Source organism: Stutzerimonas sp. S1, assembly GCF_025966695.1.
Lineage (GTDB): Bacteria > Pseudomonadota > Gammaproteobacteria > Pseudomonadales > Pseudomonadaceae > Stutzerimonas.
Window position 1 is genome coordinate 230,033 of record NZ_JAOEIY010000006.1, and the last position, 13,687, is coordinate 243,719.

General features: G+C 57.5%; 17 protein-coding genes. 12 read left to right on the forward strand and 5 right to left on the reverse strand.

The genetic code is table 11. The features are described 5' to 3' along the window. Nucleotides 1-2 precede the first annotated feature (2 nt). The 4 genes from N8H22_RS14710 to yacG all read left to right on the forward strand — a co-directional run bounded on the left by N8H22_RS14710 (nt 3) and on the right by yacG (nt 3,024). Nucleotides 3-1,223, forward strand: coding sequence for a type II secretion system F family protein (locus N8H22_RS14710; RefSeq protein ID WP_264591254.1), 1,221 nt, complete (start codon nt 3-5; stop codon nt 1,221-1,223). 1 nt (nt 1,224) lies between these two features. Further along, nucleotides 1,225-2,094: an A24 family peptidase gene (locus N8H22_RS14715; RefSeq protein ID WP_264591457.1), complete on the forward strand. Its 870-nt coding sequence runs from the start codon at nt 1,225-1,227 to the stop codon at nt 2,092-2,094. Nucleotides 2,095-2,221: 127 nt separating this feature from the next. Further along, nucleotides 2,222-2,830, forward strand: coding sequence for a dephospho-CoA kinase (coaE, locus tag N8H22_RS14720; RefSeq protein WP_264591255.1), 609 nt, complete (start codon nt 2,222-2,224; stop codon nt 2,828-2,830). Then, the gene (gene yacG / locus N8H22_RS14725; RefSeq protein WP_264591256.1) at nt 2,827-3,024 is read left to right on the forward strand and encodes a DNA gyrase inhibitor YacG; all 198 of its coding nucleotides are present in this window, start codon (nt 2,827-2,829) and stop codon (nt 3,022-3,024) included. Before coaE ends, yacG begins: the two co-directional genes overlap by 4 nt. Nucleotides 3,025-3,059: 35 nt before the next feature. Here the strand turns inward: yacG and N8H22_RS14730 are convergent, their stop codons facing one another. Next, a complete protein-coding gene (locus N8H22_RS14730) occupies nt 3,060-3,740 on the reverse strand; it encodes an energy-coupling factor ABC transporter permease (RefSeq protein WP_264591257.1) in 681 nt (226 codons plus the stop codon). 554 nt (nt 3,741-4,294) lie between these two features. Between N8H22_RS14730 and rplM the strand changes: the two genes are divergently transcribed. From rplM to N8H22_RS14765, 7 genes are all read left to right on the forward strand, one after another. Then, nucleotides 4,295-4,723, forward strand: coding sequence for a 50S ribosomal protein L13 (rplM, locus tag N8H22_RS14735; RefSeq protein ID WP_264591258.1), 429 nt, complete (start codon nt 4,295-4,297; stop codon nt 4,721-4,723). A gap of 14 nt (nt 4,724-4,737) precedes the next feature. After that, nucleotides 4,738-5,130, forward strand: a complete 393-nt coding sequence (rpsI, locus tag N8H22_RS14740; RefSeq protein ID WP_264591259.1) for a 30S ribosomal protein S9 — start codon at nt 4,738-4,740, stop codon at nt 5,128-5,130. Nucleotides 5,131-5,378: 248 nt separating this feature from the next. Continuing rightward, on the forward strand, nt 5,379-5,972 hold the full coding sequence (gene petA / locus N8H22_RS14745; protein WP_264591260.1) for a ubiquinol-cytochrome c reductase iron-sulfur subunit: 594 nt from the start codon (nt 5,379-5,381) through the stop codon (nt 5,970-5,972). Beyond that, nucleotides 5,972-7,183, forward strand: a complete 1,212-nt coding sequence (locus N8H22_RS14750; protein WP_264591261.1) for a cytochrome bc complex cytochrome b subunit — start codon at nt 5,972-5,974, stop codon at nt 7,181-7,183. Before petA ends, N8H22_RS14750 begins: the two co-directional genes overlap by 1 nt. Then, nucleotides 7,183-7,962 (forward strand): cytochrome c1, encoded by a 780-nt coding sequence (locus tag N8H22_RS14755; protein ID WP_264591262.1) that lies wholly within the window; start codon nt 7,183-7,185, stop codon nt 7,960-7,962. The genes N8H22_RS14750 and N8H22_RS14755 overlap by 1 nt, the downstream gene beginning before the upstream one ends. A gap of 87 nt (nt 7,963-8,049) precedes the next feature. Continuing rightward, nucleotides 8,050-8,667, forward strand: coding sequence for a glutathione S-transferase N-terminal domain-containing protein (locus N8H22_RS14760; protein ID WP_264591263.1), 618 nt, complete (start codon nt 8,050-8,052; stop codon nt 8,665-8,667). 13 nt (nt 8,668-8,680) lie between these two features. Beyond that, nucleotides 8,681-9,088, forward strand: coding sequence for a ClpXP protease specificity-enhancing factor (locus N8H22_RS14765; RefSeq protein ID WP_264591264.1), 408 nt, complete (start codon nt 8,681-8,683; stop codon nt 9,086-9,088). A gap of 108 nt (nt 9,089-9,196) precedes the next feature. Here the strand turns inward: N8H22_RS14765 and N8H22_RS14770 are convergent, their stop codons facing one another. From N8H22_RS14770 to N8H22_RS14785, 4 genes are all read right to left on the reverse strand, one after another. After that, on the reverse strand, nt 9,197-9,775 hold the full coding sequence (locus N8H22_RS14770; RefSeq protein WP_264591265.1) for a BON domain-containing protein: 579 nt from the start codon (nt 9,773-9,775) through the stop codon (nt 9,197-9,199). Continuing rightward, on the reverse strand, nt 9,772-10,365 hold the full coding sequence (locus N8H22_RS14775) for a phosphoheptose isomerase (protein WP_264591266.1): 594 nt from the start codon (nt 10,363-10,365) through the stop codon (nt 9,772-9,774). The genes N8H22_RS14770 and N8H22_RS14775 overlap by 4 nt, the downstream gene beginning before the upstream one ends. 95 nt (nt 10,366-10,460) lie before the next feature. Beyond that, nucleotides 10,461-10,823, reverse strand: coding sequence for a YraN family protein (locus tag N8H22_RS14780; RefSeq protein ID WP_264591267.1), 363 nt, complete (start codon nt 10,821-10,823; stop codon nt 10,461-10,463). Next, nucleotides 10,820-12,649 carry a penicillin-binding protein activator gene (locus tag N8H22_RS14785; RefSeq protein WP_264591268.1) on the reverse strand — a complete coding sequence of 610 codons (1,830 nt, stop codon included), beginning with the start codon at nt 12,647-12,649 and terminating at the stop codon, nt 10,820-10,822. Before N8H22_RS14785 ends, N8H22_RS14780 begins: the two co-directional genes overlap by 4 nt. A 121-nt stretch (nt 12,650-12,770) precedes the next feature. Here N8H22_RS14785 and rsmI point away from each other — a divergent pair, with 121 nt between their 5' ends. Further along, nucleotides 12,771-13,637 (forward strand): 16S rRNA (cytidine(1402)-2'-O)-methyltransferase, encoded by an 867-nt coding sequence (gene rsmI, locus N8H22_RS14790; protein ID WP_264591269.1) that lies wholly within the window; start codon nt 12,771-12,773, stop codon nt 13,635-13,637. The last annotated feature ends 50 nt before the right edge of the window (nt 13,638-13,687 follow it).

The following is a 13,687-nucleotide window of genomic DNA, read 5'->3' on the forward strand; positions in this document are numbered from 1 at the left end:
CCATGGCGGAAAGAGCGTTGAAAACCAGTGTTTTCACCTGGGAAGGCACCGACAGAAAAGGTGGCAAGGTCAAGGGGGAGCTGGCAGGCCAGAGCCCGGCACTGATCAAGGCGCAGCTCCGCAAGCAGGGCATCAATCCGCTGAAGGTTCGCAAGAAGGCCGTTTCCTTGTTCGGGGCGGGCAAGAAAATCAAGCCGATGGACATTGCCTTGTTCACTCGGCAAATGGCCACCATGATGAAGGCCGGCGTACCACTGCTTCAGTCTTTCGACATCATCGGGGAAGGTTTCGATAATCCCAAAATGCGCAAGTTAGTCGATGAGATTAAGCAGGAGGTGGCTGCAGGTAATAGCTTTGCCGGTTCGCTACGCAAAAAGCCGCAATACTTCGATGATCTGTATTGCAATCTGGTTGAGTCGGGGGAGCAGTCTGGTGCGCTCGAAACTCTCTTGGATCGGGTGGCAACGTACAAGGAAAAAACCGAAGCGCTTAAAGCCAAGATCAAGAAAGCTATGACGTATCCGATCGCGGTAATCGTAGTGGCGATCATCGTTTCGGCCATTCTGTTGATAAAGGTTGTTCCGCAGTTCGAAAGTGTTTTCCAGGGGTTCGGCGCAGAGCTCCCTGCCTTCACTAAGATGGTGGTCCAGCTTTCCCGTTGGTTGCAGGAATGGTGGTACATCGTATTTTTTGTGCTTTTTTTAGGCGTATTTCTTTTTAAGAATGCATATCAGAGATCGGAGAAGTTCCGTGACTCTATGGATCGCCTTCTGCTCAAACTGCCAATTGTTGGCGATATTCTTTATAAATCAGTGGTAGCTAGGTATGCGCGGACGCTATCTACCACCTTTGCTGCAGGGGTGCCGTTGGTTGATGCCCTGGATTCGGTCGCGGGAGCAACCGGCAACGTGGTGTTCCGCAATGCGGTCGGGAAAATTCGCAACGATGTGTCATCAGGTGTTCAATTGAATTTCTCGATGCGCACCACCGGAATTTTTCCATCGATGGCGATCCAGATGACGGCGATTGGCGAGGAGTCCGGCTCGCTAGACGAGATGCTCGACAAGCTTGCAAGCTTCTATGAGGCTGAAGTCGATAATATGGTGGACAACCTTACTACTCTGATGGAGCCGATGATTATGGCGGTCTTGGGTGTGTTGGTGGGTGGGTTGATCATTGCTATGTATCTGCCGATCTTCCAGCTGGGTAGCGTGGTTGGATAACTTGATGATGTTTGAGCTATTGGCCAGCCATGTGCTGGCCTTTGTTTTATCTGCAGTCGTGCTTGGATTGCTGGTTGGCAGTTTTCTCAATGTCGTGATCTACCGTTTGCCGATCATGATGCAGCGGGAATGGCGTATTCAGGCAAGAGAATTTCTGGAATATCCGCCGGAATCGCCCGGTCAGCGCTTCAATCTTCTATTGCCGAACTCACGTTGTCCGCACTGTGGCCATGAGATTCGAGCCTGGGAAAACATCCCTCTAGTCAGCTGGCTCGCTCTGCGTGGTAAATGCTCATCCTGTCGTGCGCCGATTAGTTGCCGTTATCCCCTGGTGGAGCTGGCTTGCGGCCTCCTGTCAGGTTATGTCGCGTGGCATTTCGGATTCTCCTGGCATGCAGGTGCGATGCTGTTGCTAACCTGGGCCTTGCTGGCCATGAGCATGATCGACATCGACCATCAACTATTGCCTGACGCGTTGGTGCTGCCGCTGCTTTGGATGGGGCTTATCCTCAACAATTTCGGACTGTTCGTCTCCCTCGAGACTGCGCTGTGGGGGGCGGTAGCGGGTTATCTAAGCCTGTGGTCGGTTTACTGGCTGTTCAAGCTGGTCACGGGTAAGGAAGGTATGGGCTATGGCGATTTCAAGCTGCTCGCCATGCTCGGGGCTTGGGGGGGCTGGCAGATACTGCCCCTGACCATACTGTTGTCGTCCGTTGTTGGGGCGGTGCTCGGGAGCATTATGCTGCGTATGCGCAGGGCTGAGCACGGGACCCCAATCCCATTTGGTCCCTTTTTGGCAGTCGCGGGATGGGTGGCTTTGATCTGGGGTGACATGATCACTGCTGGTTATCTGCAATTGGTGCGCTTCTAGCCGGCGGGGTTCGCAGGCCGGCGACAAGTATTGCTGCTCTGTTGGATGGGGGGGGTCTTTGCTTCCGGCGCTTGCGGATCTGGCAGCGAGGCGCTACTACTGCCTGTCGTGGTGGGGAGTGAGTCGAATGAAACCTTGGGTTTTGGGTCTGACGGGCGGAATCGGGAGCGGCAAGAGTGCGGCAGCAAAGTGCTTCGTTGAGCTCGGCGTGCCTCTGGTCGATGCGGATGAGGCGGCACGCTGGGTAGTTGAGCCGGGTAGGCCGGCGCTTGCGCAAATCGTTGCCCATTTCGGAACAGATATCGTGCTGCCTAGCGGGGAGCTGAATCGGGCTGCGCTACGCGAGCGGGTATTCCAACATGCAGAAGAGCGCGAATGGTTGGAGCGCTTACTGCACCCGTTGATTCGTGAAGAGATTGATCGATATTTGGCTTGCGCACAGTTCCCCTATGCGATTTTGGTTTCTCCGCTGTTGATTGAGTCTGGCCAATTTCGGCGCGTGGATCGCGTGCTGGTCGTCGATGCGCCGGAAGACACGCAGATACGGCGCACACTGCTTCGTGATCGGGTATCCGAAGAGCAGGTCCGTTCGATACTAAAGCGCCAGGTCGGTCGAGAGGAGCGCCTGCGCTATGCCGATGATGTGTTGGTAAATGATCGTGACATCGCTTGGTTGCGCTCGGAGGTTGAGCGTTTGCATGCTTTTTATCTGAAGCTTCGAGGAGGGCGGGAGTGAGTTCGGCTGTTGTGAAATGCCCCACCTGTAGTGCGCTTGTTGAGTGGGGCGAGCAAAGTCCTTTTCGGCCCTTTTGCTCGGAGCGCTGCAAGCTTATTGACCTTGGTGCATGGGCTGCCGAGGAGCATGCAATTCCCGGCGGCGATGTCGAGGATGAGCTGTTTTCTGATGATTTCCCAGCTAGGCACCACTAGTGTTTATTGTCTGCGCGCTCTGAGTGGGTTGGTAATCATTCTCCCTCTTTCCAGGGAGTCTGCAGGTAGCGGCTGCGGTTGAAGGTTTCTAGCCATTCCGGGCAAAGAACTACTAGGGCGGTTACTGCAGTACCATTTATGAAGGCCTCTGGAAACATGATCAGCCAGATATAGCCGGCAAAATCTTCCAGCCAGGGCGGCATGGGAAGTTGCCCGTCGACCCAAAGTATTCCCAGCGAAGCTGTTACGCAGAGTAGTGTCGCCAGTGCGGCTGGGAAAAATCCAGCAAAAAAAATATATACGAAGAGATTGCGTGGCTGCGTGCGTTCGAGCAGCGATGCGCATGCTTCGGTGATCAGAACCGGGATTAGCACAAGTAACACACCATTCACACCAAGCACTCCGAGATGCAGGTGTCCGGTTGCGGTGAGTCCAATTTGCGCCGCGAACGCAGCGAGTATCGCTAAGGGCCAGCCAAGCAGCAGTGTGACGGCGGTGAGTCCGATAAAATGGATGGACAGTCCTGACTCGAAGTCGCGACGAACCAGCCAAAGCAAAAAGATGGATAGCATCGCGCCAAAAAATAGATGTTGTTTGCGCGTATCGCTGAACAGTTCGATCCAGGGGCTGCGGACTCCTGCCCAAGTCAGGGCTAGCCCATAAATAAGCCAGCCGAAGAACGTGCTGGAAGGGCTGAGCAGGTGGATTGAGATCATCGGCCATCTCCGATTACCAGTATATTTACGTGCTTCAGCCGAGGCGCTGCGTCCACTAAGAATTTGTCTGGGGTCTGAGCGCGGTCGTAGCGAAGCATTTAATCCAGCTGCCATTCGCGCTGAGGGCGCTTCAAATCGGCTGCCGCTGCGCGGTGGGTGCTGCCCAGTTGTTCGAAGCCTTCGTACTTCATGTGTTACAGATTGCCCTCTCGCTCTTTGGTTCTGGGTGGATTGCCTCTGCTGCGTGAGGTGAGGTGTCGTGGGTTGTCGTTACGGATGAAGCTATACGTGCTGAATGGCGGCCATTCTGAAGAAAAGTGGGTTGCTATTTCTTGGGTAATCAGGATAATTCCGCAGCCTGTCGTTGGGGATGCCTAGTCTGACGACGCAAAACAAGGTAGGGGATGCCTAGCCTACCGAATCACTGCCGTGGCGGACGCGCTGACCCGAGCCCCCGATAGCGTCTGTTTCCGGCTGTCCTGGCCTTGCCAGGGCGAGCACTATTCAGTAAGATTCGCCGTCTTATTTTCAGGGCGGCCCTGAGGCTATAACGAATGAAGACTTTTACTGCTAAACCGGAAACCGTCAAGCGCGACTGGTTCGTCGTCGACGCTGCCGGCCAGACCCTGGGTCGTCTGGCTACCGAGATCGCTAGCCGCCTGCGTGGTAAGCACAAGCCCGAATACACCCCTCATGTTGATACAGGCGACTACATCGTTGTCATCAATGCTGAGCAGGTGCGTGTTACGGGTGCTAAGACGTCCGATAAGATGTACTACTCCCACTCTGGTTTTCCGGGTGGCATCAAGTCGATCAACTTCGAAAAGTTGATTGCCAAGGCGCCTGAGCGTGTGATCGAGACCGCGGTGAAAGGCATGCTGCCGAAGAACCCGCTGGGTCGCGACATGTACCGTAAGCTGAAAGTGTATAAGGGTGCCAATCATCCGCATGCCGCTCAGCAGCCCCAAGAACTTAAGATTTAACGGAATAGTTCATTATGTCGGCGACTCAAAATTACGGCACTGGCCGTCGCAAGACCGCAACCGCACGTGTTTTCCTGCGTCCGGGTACGGGCAAGATCTCGATCAATAATCGTGAGCTGGACAATTTCTTCGGTCGCGAGACTGCGCGCATGGTGGTTCGTCAGCCACTTGAGCTGACTCAGACTGTCGAAAAATTCGATGTCTATGTCACCGTGCTGGGTGGCGGCGTGAGCGGTCAGGCGGGTGCTATCCGTCATGGTATCACTCGTGCTCTGATCTCTTATGACGAGACTCTGCGCAGTTCGCTCCGTAAGGCTGGCTTCGTAACCCGCGATGCTCGTGAGGTTGAGCGGAAGAAGGTTGGTCTGCGCAAGGCGCGCAAGCGTCCGCAATACTCCAAGCGTTAATTTACGCTGTCAAAAAAACGCCCAGTCTCGCAAGAGCTGGGCGTTTTTTTATGCGTGCACTCTTGCTGCGACAGCGTGTCGCGCGCCGAAAGCCGCGATTTTACAGGGCTGTAGCTGTTTTGTGTCCGGCTATTACCTTGTCAGATGAGGGTCTTTTCTTTACCATTTGGCGAATTTTTCGCGGCTCAATTTTACGTAGTACATGCCTGTGTCAAGCAGGCCATAAGAAGCTGATGGGAGACGACTGAATGAGCAATGACGGCGTGAATGCTGGCCGGCGTCGCTTCCTTGTAGCCGCCACTTCGGTGGTAGGAGCTGCAGGAGCGGTGGGTGCCGCGGTCCCGTTTGTGGGATCGTGGTTCCCTAGTGCCAAGGCCAAGGCTGCCGGTGCACCGGTGAGAGTAAATGTCAGCAAGATCGAACCGGGCCAGCAAATGGTGGCCGAATGGCGCGGTCAGCCGGTATTTATCGTGCGTCGTACCGAGGAGGTTCTCGGGAATCTGGAGAAGATTGCCCCTCAGGTGGCTGATCCAGAGTCCAAGGCTTCGGTGCAGCCGACCTATGTCGACCCTAAGAATCGTGCGATCAAGCCGGAGCTGCTGGTTGTTGTCGGTCTCTGTACGCATTTGGGATGTGCCCCGTCTTTCCGTCCTGAAGTCGCGGCGGCGGATCTCGGTGCTGATTGGTTGGGTGGCTACTTCTGTCCTTGCCATGGCTCCAAGTACGACATGGCTGGTCGCGTCTATAAAGCGCAGCCGGCTCCCTTGAACCTGCCGGTGCCCCCGCACTCGTACGAGACCGATAATGTCATCATCATCGGTGTGGACCAGGAGAACGCCTGATGAGCAAGTTCATGGAATGGGTTGATGCCCGCTTCCCCGCGACCAAGATGTGGGAAGACCATCTATCTAAATATTACGCCCCGAAGAACTTCAACTTCCTGTACTTCTTTGGCTCGCTGGCGCTGCTCGTACTGGTTAACCAGATTCTGACGGGTGTCTGGTTAACGATGAGTTTCGAGCCTTCTGCCGAAGGTGCCTTCGCTTCCGTCGAGTACATCATGCGCGACGTGGAGTACGGCTGGATCATCCGTTACCTGCACTCCACCGGTGCTTCTGCGTTCTTCGTGGTGGTCTACCTGCATATGTTCCGTGGCCTGCTCTACGGTTCTTATCAGAAGCCTCGCGAGCTGGTGTGGATCTTCGGAATGATGATCTACCTGGCGCTGATGGCTGAAGCCTTCATGGGCTATCTGTTGCCTTGGGGGCAGATGTCCTACTGGGGCGCCCAGGTGATCATCTCGCTGTTTGGTGCCATTCCGGTCATCGGCGACGATCTTACTCAGTGGATTCGCGGTGACTACCTGATCTCCGGGATCACCCTGAACCGTTTCTTCGCTTTGCACGTGATTGCGCTGCCAATCGTGATCCTCGGTTTGGTGGTGTTGCACATTCTGGCCCTCCACGAAGTGGGCTCGAACAACCCGATGGGTGTCGACATCAAGAAGACCAAGGATGAAGCCGGCGTGCCGCTTGATGGCATTCCGTTCCACCCTTACTACACGGTGAAAGACATCGTCGGTGTGGTGGTGTTCCTCTTCGTTTTCTGCGCCATTGTGTTCTTCTTCCCGGAAATGGGTGGCTATTTCCTCGAGAAGCCTAACTTCGAAGTCGCTAACGCCTTTAAGACCCCTGCGCACATCGCGCCGGTTTGGTACTTCACGCCGTTCTACGCGATTCTGCGTGCCGTTCCGGACAAGCTGCTTGGCGTCATCGCCATGGGAGCTGCCATCGCAGTACTGTTCGTTCTGCCTTGGCTAGATCGTAGTCCGGTCAAGTCCATGAAGTACAAGGGCTGGATGAGCAAAGTCGCGCTGTTGGCGTTCTGCATCTCCTTCATCATTCTCGGCGTGCTTGGCGTACTGTCTCCGACCCCTGAGCGCACTCTGCTGGCGCGGATCTGTACTGCTATCTACTTCGGCTACTTCATCCTGATGCCGTTCTATACCAAGCTCGAGAAGACCAAAGTGGTTCCGCAAAGGGTGGCTGGCTGATGAAAAAGCAATTTGCTGCATTGATTCTCGCGATTCTGCCGGCCTTTGCCTTCGCTGCCGGCACCGAGCCCCATCTAGACAAGGTCGACGTCGATCTGACGGACAAGGCCGCGATGCAGGATGGTCTGAAGACTTTCGCAAACTACTGCATGGGTTGCCACAGTGCGCAGTATCAGCGTTATGAGCGCGTCGCTACCGATTTGGGTATTCCCGAAGAGGTGATGATGGGAAATGTCGTCTTCAGTGACGCGAAATTCGGCGATCACATGAAGATTGGTATGAAGCCCGAGGATGCCAAGGTATGGTTTGGTGCTGCTCCGCCGGATCTGACGCTTGTCGCCCGAGTTCGTGGTAACGATTGGCTGTATTCCTACATGCGCAGCTTCTATGAAGATCCAGCGCGTCCGTATGGGGTCAACAACACGGTATTCCCGAATGTTGGCATGCCGCATGTGCTTGCCCCGTTGCAGGGGCGTCGTGTGATGGGCTGCAAGCAGGTCCAAGTCGTTGAGGACGGACGCAAGCAGTTCGATCCGCTTACCGGCACGCCGATTACCAAGGAAGCCTGTGACCAGATGGTTGTGGAGCCGGGTACTGGTACGCTCACCGAGGCGGAATATGACGAGAAGATCAAGAATCTGGTGACCTTCTTGGCATACTCGGCGAACCCGGTGAAGCTGGAGAGCCAGCGTATTGGTACCTACGTGCTGCTGTTCCTGGCGTTCTTCTTCGTATTCGCTTATCTGCTCAAGCGCGAATACTGGAAAGACGTTCACTAGTATCCGGTTTTTCCGGTTGTACCTTGCGCGCGCCCAATGGGCGCGCGCGTTTTTTATGCCGTCAGAAAGTAGACTGAGGAAGGACCTATGGCCGCAACCAATCGGTTGGCCTGCTATTCCGATCCGGCCGATCATTACTCCCATCGTGTGCGTCTTGCGCTTGCTGAAAAGGGAGTCGCTGTCGAGGTCGTCGATGTGCAGCCTGGGCAATGTCCGGCACGGCTCGCTGAGCTAAACCCTTATGCCAGCGTGCCGACGCTGGTGGATCGGGATTTGGTGCTGTACGAGCCGAGCGTCATTCTCGAATATCTGGAGGAGCGCTATCCGCATCCGCCGCTGCTGCCGGTTTATCCGGTCGCTCGCGCCAATACGCGACTGCTGGTGCATCGCATCCAGCGCGATTGGTGCGTGCTAGTCGATCGTATCTTGGACCGGCGTACCGGCAATGAGATGCGCTGTCAGGCGCGTAAGGAATTGCGTGAAAGCTTGAGTGGCGTTTCCCCGATTTTTGCTGAGAAACCGTACTTCATGAGCGACGACATCAGTGTGGTGGATTGTTGTCTGTTGCCGATACTCTGGCGTTTGCCCACACTGGACATCGAATTGCCGCGAGCGGCCAAGCCATTGCTCGAGTATATGGAACGCAACTTTGCGCGCGAGGCTTTTCAGGCCAGTCTTTCTGAGGTCGAGCGCGGCATGCGCTAGAGAGGACGTTCACATGACTTCAAGTCGCCCTTATTTGGTCCGGGCTCTTTACGAGTGGATCGTCGATAACGACTGCACTCCTCACTTGCTGGTCAATGCGGAATACCCCAATGTCCAGATTCCTTCCGGCTTCGCCAGTGATGGACAGATTGTCCTGAATGTTGCGCCAAGTGCAGTTCGCCACCTGCAGATGGACAACGTGGCCATTGCCTTCGAGGGTCGTTTTGGCGGTGTACCTCACTCGCTGTACATCCCTTCCGACGCTGTGATGGCGATCTATGCGCGGGAAAATGGCCAGGGAATGGTCTTTGAGATCGAGCCGTCACCTCCGGATGACGCGCCCACTGAAGGTGGTTCGTCCGATGATAAAGGTGGTAGTTCGCGGCCCAGTGGTCGGCCCAGCCTGAAGGTCGTGAAGTAACTCGCTACGTGCACGACAGTGCGATGCGTTGTCGGCCGTCTGGTGCGTGCCTGATGGTCGGTGGGCGCTTTCAGTTGGCCATCTGGGCGGTGGAAGAGAGCGCGCTGCTCAGTCGATGTACTCAAACAGCTTGACGATTCGCTGAACACCGCCAACGCCTTGCACCAGACTGGTGGCGCGATTGCCTTCTTGGCGAGTAACCAGGCCGAGCAGGTAAACGATGCCGTTCTCGGTGATCACTTTGATACGAGAGCCGGGAACGCTATTGTCTGCAAGCATCTGCGTCTTGATCTTGGTGGTCAGCCAGGTGTCATTGCTGCGTGCTAGCGCCGACGATGGTTGCAGCACCTGCAGTTCATTGTGGACTCGCTTGACGCGTTGCACGGAGCTTGCGGCCTGTTCCGCCATTTGCTTGAGATCGTTGCGTGGGGTTTGGCCGGCCAGCAGGACCACGCCGTTATAACTGGCGACGACGATATGCGAGCCAGTATCGAGGTCTGGATGGGCCTTGGCGATGTTGACGGCTGCTTTGGTTTCGATGAGCGAATCGTCAATAGTGCTGCCGATGGTGCGCGTGCCGCGATTGTCGGCAATCGGATCCTCGCGGGTTGCAGTCAGCACCGAGCTACAGCCGCTGGCTGCCAGGCAGAGGCCTAGGGCTATGGCATGGAGACGCAGCGCTTTCATTCCTCACTCCCGAACAATTGGTTGTCGATCAGATCGCACAGACAGTGGATGGCAAGCAGATGGACTTCCTGAATGCGCGCAGTGACCTTGGCTGGCACCCGTATCTCGACGTCCTCTGGAAGCAGCAGCGAGGCCATGCCGCCTCCATCACGGCCCGTCAGCGCGACCACTAGCATCTCCCGATCATGTGCTGCCTGAATGGCCTGGATGACATTGGCGGAGTTTCCGCTGGTGGAGATGGCCAGCAGAACATCTCCTGGCTGACCTAGCGCGCGGATCTGTTTGGAGAAAACCTCGTTGTAGCTGTAGTCATTAGCTATGGAGGTTAGCGTCGAGCTATCGGTCGTCAGTGCGATGGCCGGCAGGCTTGGACGTTCTCGCTCGAAGCGGTTCAGCAGTTCGGACGAAAAGTGCTGCGCATCACCGGCGGAACCACCATTGCCGCAAGTGAGGATCTTGCCTTCGCTGAGTAGGGCGCTGACCATGGCCTGTCCGGCTTGCTCAATGCTCGGGGCAAGGACTTCCATAGCCTGTTGTTTAGTGTCGATGCTGGCCTGGAAGAGCTGACGAATACGGGTTTGCATGTCCATCGATGGATAACCTTCAGTGATCGGCAAGCCTCTCTGGGCTTGCTATGAGCGTGCTCGGTTGCTGCGATTTCGCGCCTGTGCGGCAGGTGCGGCGTTCAGCTATCAAAAGCGTTGCGGATCCAATGGTGCTCCCGGATCGGCCCGCTCGTGTCGAGTGCTACTACGTCGAAACGACACGGATGTCGGGCCCAGCGGCTTTCTTTCTGCAGAAACAGTTCGGCGGCCTTGATCAGTCGCTGCTGCTTGCGCCCGTCGATGCTCGCCGCAGCTCCACCCCAGCCGGCATGACGTCTATAGCGGACTTCGACGAATACTACTGTATCGCCGTCCAGCATGACCAGATCGAGCTCGCCGCTGCGGCAACTCCAGTTCTGCGCCAGCAGGCGCAGGCCCTGTCGGGCAAGGTAATCGAGGGCGAGCGCTTCCGTGGTTCGTCCGCGATCATGCTTGTCGTTCATGGCAACGGGTTGTTCGGCAGGCGTTCGATCTGGCCATCATGGAATTGCGCCCAAGGCAGCTGCCGTTCGATACGCTGCTGCGGGTTGAGTGCCAGCGAGCCGGAAAGACCATTCAGGCGCGTGCTCGGCAGTGCGAGCAGCTGGTTCAGGCGGGGGGCAAGCAAATAGGCGTCGGCGCCCATTGCATAGAGACGGCCGAGGCTGCCGCCCGCCTGTGGCCATTTCTGTTCGATCTGCTGGCGCAGGGGCAATTGGTTGTCGAGTAGCCAGGGCGTTTCGGCGAAACGGATACCCTCGAGATCCAGATACTGCGTGCGGTTTTGATTAGCCGCATGCAGGTGGGAGGTGGCGTAAACGGGGATGTCGCCGGCGTACTGGAAGATCAGTGTGGGGCGGACCTGTTGCGCCTGCTGCGGGGTTGCGGCAAGGAAAATGAAGTCGACATCCTGGCGGCGTGTTGGCTCGCTGGTTACGCTTTTGTCCAGCGTGCTTTGGAGGTGTTGCGAGCGTGCCTCGCTGTCACGTAGTTGCAGCAGGCGGGCGATTTGATTGGCCAGCTCTACGGGCTCGGCTAGCGGTTCGGCAGCGATCAGAGTGCCACCGGCCTGGTCCCAGCTCTGCCGGAAAGCCTCGAGGATGCGTGCGCCCCAATCGCCTCGGGGGGCTAAGGCGATAGCTCGGCGGTGGCCGTCGGCCCACGCCCTGCGCGCCACTTCCCGCGCCTCGTCTTCTGCGGCGAGGCCGAACTGGAACAACTGCGGCGGGGTTTTCTGTCCGGCATCGCTGTAGTTTAGGGCCAGTGTGGTAATCGGCAGGCGCTCGCGCTCGCCCAGTTGGCGTACCAGATCTTTCTCCAGCGGGCCGACAACCAGTTGTACGCCATTCGTTTCCGCCTGGCGGTAGAAGTTGTCCAGGGAAGTCAATTGCGTGCTGTCGTACAGCTCAATTTGCAGTGCAGATTGGCCCGCTTGCTGGGCTTGCTGGGCTTGCAGGTGCGCGGCGAGAAAACCGTCGCGCAGCGCCTGTGCGACGGTCGCAAGCTTGCCTTGCATGGGCAGTAGCAGTGCCACATGAGTCAGCGGTTGGTCGGCAAGCTCGCGTAGCTGAGCCAGTTGTACCGGCAGCTGCTGCGCAGCTGGGTGCTGCGGATGTCGAGCGATCCAGTCGTCGATTGCGCGTTGCTGCTGGGCGATGGTGCCCGCTTGCTTGACCGCCGCGGCCAGCGACAGCCAGCCATCGAAATCAGTCTCGTCGGCGGCTAGGTGTGGGTGCTCGTCGCCCGGCAGCGAGGAAAGCAGGCTCCAGATCGCTTCGTGGTTCGCTTCTGCTGCCGGGCCGCTGAGAAGGGGGGCGGTAAAGACCCGCTCGCGAGCCGCGGCGAGTTGCTGTCCGTCGGCCTCGAGGACCTTGGCTCGAACGGTCTGGCTGCGGATCTGCTGCTCGATCGGCAACTCGCCGAGGCGCTCGAATGCCGGGTGTTGGAGCGCTTGCTGGGCTTGCTGCAGTCGGTCGTCGGCTAGTGCTATTTCAGCCAGTAGCGTGTTGGCGAAGATCTGTTGTGCCGGCTTCAGAGAAGCCATCGGAACCTGATCGATGATGCTGCGGGCTCGAGCGATCTCGCCCTTGGCAAAGCTCTGATCCGCTGCGGCCAGGCGCAGCTGTGCGGCTTTTTCCGGATCGCTCTGGTCTGCTTGCTGGAGCAGCTGTTGAGTCGTCGCTTGCGGGGTGCGCGGCAGCTCGCCCAGCGTGGATGAGGGTGAGCTGGCGCAGGCTGACAGCATAGCGGCCAGGCCGAGGATTAGCAGCGGACGTAAGCGGGCCATCATGTGATCGTTCCTGAAAGGCAATGGCAAGTGGGGGCGGATTGTACCCAAGCCCCGGTTAGGTCGCGATGCCGCTGCGGGTAATCGGGCTACAATGCGTGTTTTTGTGATCGAGGTATGCCCTGTGACTGTCACCGCCGCTGCGAATTCCTGTGCGGGTACGCTCTACGTGGTTGCCACGCCTATAGGTAACCTGGAGGACCTTAGCGCTAGGGCGCTGCGAGTGTTGCGCGAGGTGGCGCTGATTGCGGCTGAGGATACCCGTCACTCGGCGCGTCTGATGGCGCATTTCGGTATCTCGACACCATTAATGGCCTGCCACGAGCACAATGAGCGCGTGGAAGGGGGGCGTTTCCTTGAGCGTTTGCAGGCGGGCGCCGATGTAGCGCTCATTTCCGATGCGGGTACGCCGCTCATTTCCGATCCTGGTTACCACCTGGTGCGGCAGGTGCGCGCAGCCGGTATTCGGGTGGTGCCGGTGCCAGGGGCATGTGCGTTGATCGCCGCCTTGTCGGCGTCAGGGTTGCCCTCGGATCGCTTCATTTTCGAAGGATTCCTTCCGGCCAAGGCGGCAGGGCGTCGGGCGCGACTCGAATTGCTGAGGGAGGAACCGCGCACATTGATCTTCTATGAGGCTCCTCATCGTATCTTGGAATGTCTGGAGGATCTCGAGGCGGTTTTCGGTGGCGAGCGGGCGGCTGTTCTCGGGCGCGAACTGACTAAGACCTTCGAAACGCTCAAAGGCCTTCCGCTCGGCGAGCTGCGTGCCTGGGTCGAGGCGGATGCCAACCAGCAGCGAGGTGAGTGCGTGCTGGTGGTGGCGGGGTGGCAGGCCCCAGTGGGTGATGGGCTGGTTGGGTCGGAGGCTCTGCGGGTGCTCGATCTGCTGCTCGCGGAGCTGCCGCTCAAGCGTGCAGCTGCGCTGGCTGCAGAGATCACTGGCGTGCGCAAGAATCTGCTGTATCAGTTGGCCCTAGAGCGCAAGCAGTAGTTCCTGCGTTGACCTCAGATGGCGGCGCTGAGGTGCCGATCACGCATTGG

What these genes read in the sequence shown, in the direction of transcription:
- N8H22_RS14710 (WP_264591254.1), top strand. Translation starts at nt 3, where the DNA reads ATGGCGGAAAGAGCGTTGAAAACCAGTGTTTTCACCTGGGAAGGCACC.
- coaE (WP_264591255.1), top strand. Translation starts at nt 2,222, where the DNA reads ATGAAACCTTGGGTTTTGGGTCTGACGGGCGGAATCGGGAGCGGCAAG.
- N8H22_RS14730 (WP_264591257.1), bottom strand. Translation starts at nt 3,740, where the DNA reads ATGATCTCAATCCACCTGCTCAGCCCTTCCAGCACGTTCTTCGGCTGG.
- rplM (WP_264591258.1), top strand. Translation starts at nt 4,295, where the DNA reads ATGAAGACTTTTACTGCTAAACCGGAAACCGTCAAGCGCGACTGGTTC.
- rpsI (WP_264591259.1), top strand. Translation starts at nt 4,738, where the DNA reads ATGTCGGCGACTCAAAATTACGGCACTGGCCGTCGCAAGACCGCAACC.
- petA (WP_264591260.1), top strand. Translation starts at nt 5,379, where the DNA reads ATGAGCAATGACGGCGTGAATGCTGGCCGGCGTCGCTTCCTTGTAGCC.
- N8H22_RS14750 (WP_264591261.1), top strand. Translation starts at nt 5,972, where the DNA reads ATGAGCAAGTTCATGGAATGGGTTGATGCCCGCTTCCCCGCGACCAAG.
- N8H22_RS14755 (WP_264591262.1), top strand. Translation starts at nt 7,183, where the DNA reads ATGAAAAAGCAATTTGCTGCATTGATTCTCGCGATTCTGCCGGCCTTT.
- N8H22_RS14760 (WP_264591263.1), top strand. Translation starts at nt 8,050, where the DNA reads ATGGCCGCAACCAATCGGTTGGCCTGCTATTCCGATCCGGCCGATCAT.
- N8H22_RS14765 (WP_264591264.1), top strand. Translation starts at nt 8,681, where the DNA reads ATGACTTCAAGTCGCCCTTATTTGGTCCGGGCTCTTTACGAGTGGATC.
- N8H22_RS14770 (WP_264591265.1), bottom strand. Translation starts at nt 9,775, where the DNA reads ATGAAAGCGCTGCGTCTCCATGCCATAGCCCTAGGCCTCTGCCTGGCA.
- N8H22_RS14775 (WP_264591266.1), bottom strand. Translation starts at nt 10,365, where the DNA reads ATGGACATGCAAACCCGTATTCGTCAGCTCTTCCAGGCCAGCATCGAC.
- N8H22_RS14780 (WP_264591267.1), bottom strand. Translation starts at nt 10,823, where the DNA reads ATGAACGACAAGCATGATCGCGGACGAACCACGGAAGCGCTCGCCCTC.
- N8H22_RS14785 (WP_264591268.1), bottom strand. Translation starts at nt 12,649, where the DNA reads ATGATGGCCCGCTTACGTCCGCTGCTAATCCTCGGCCTGGCCGCTATG.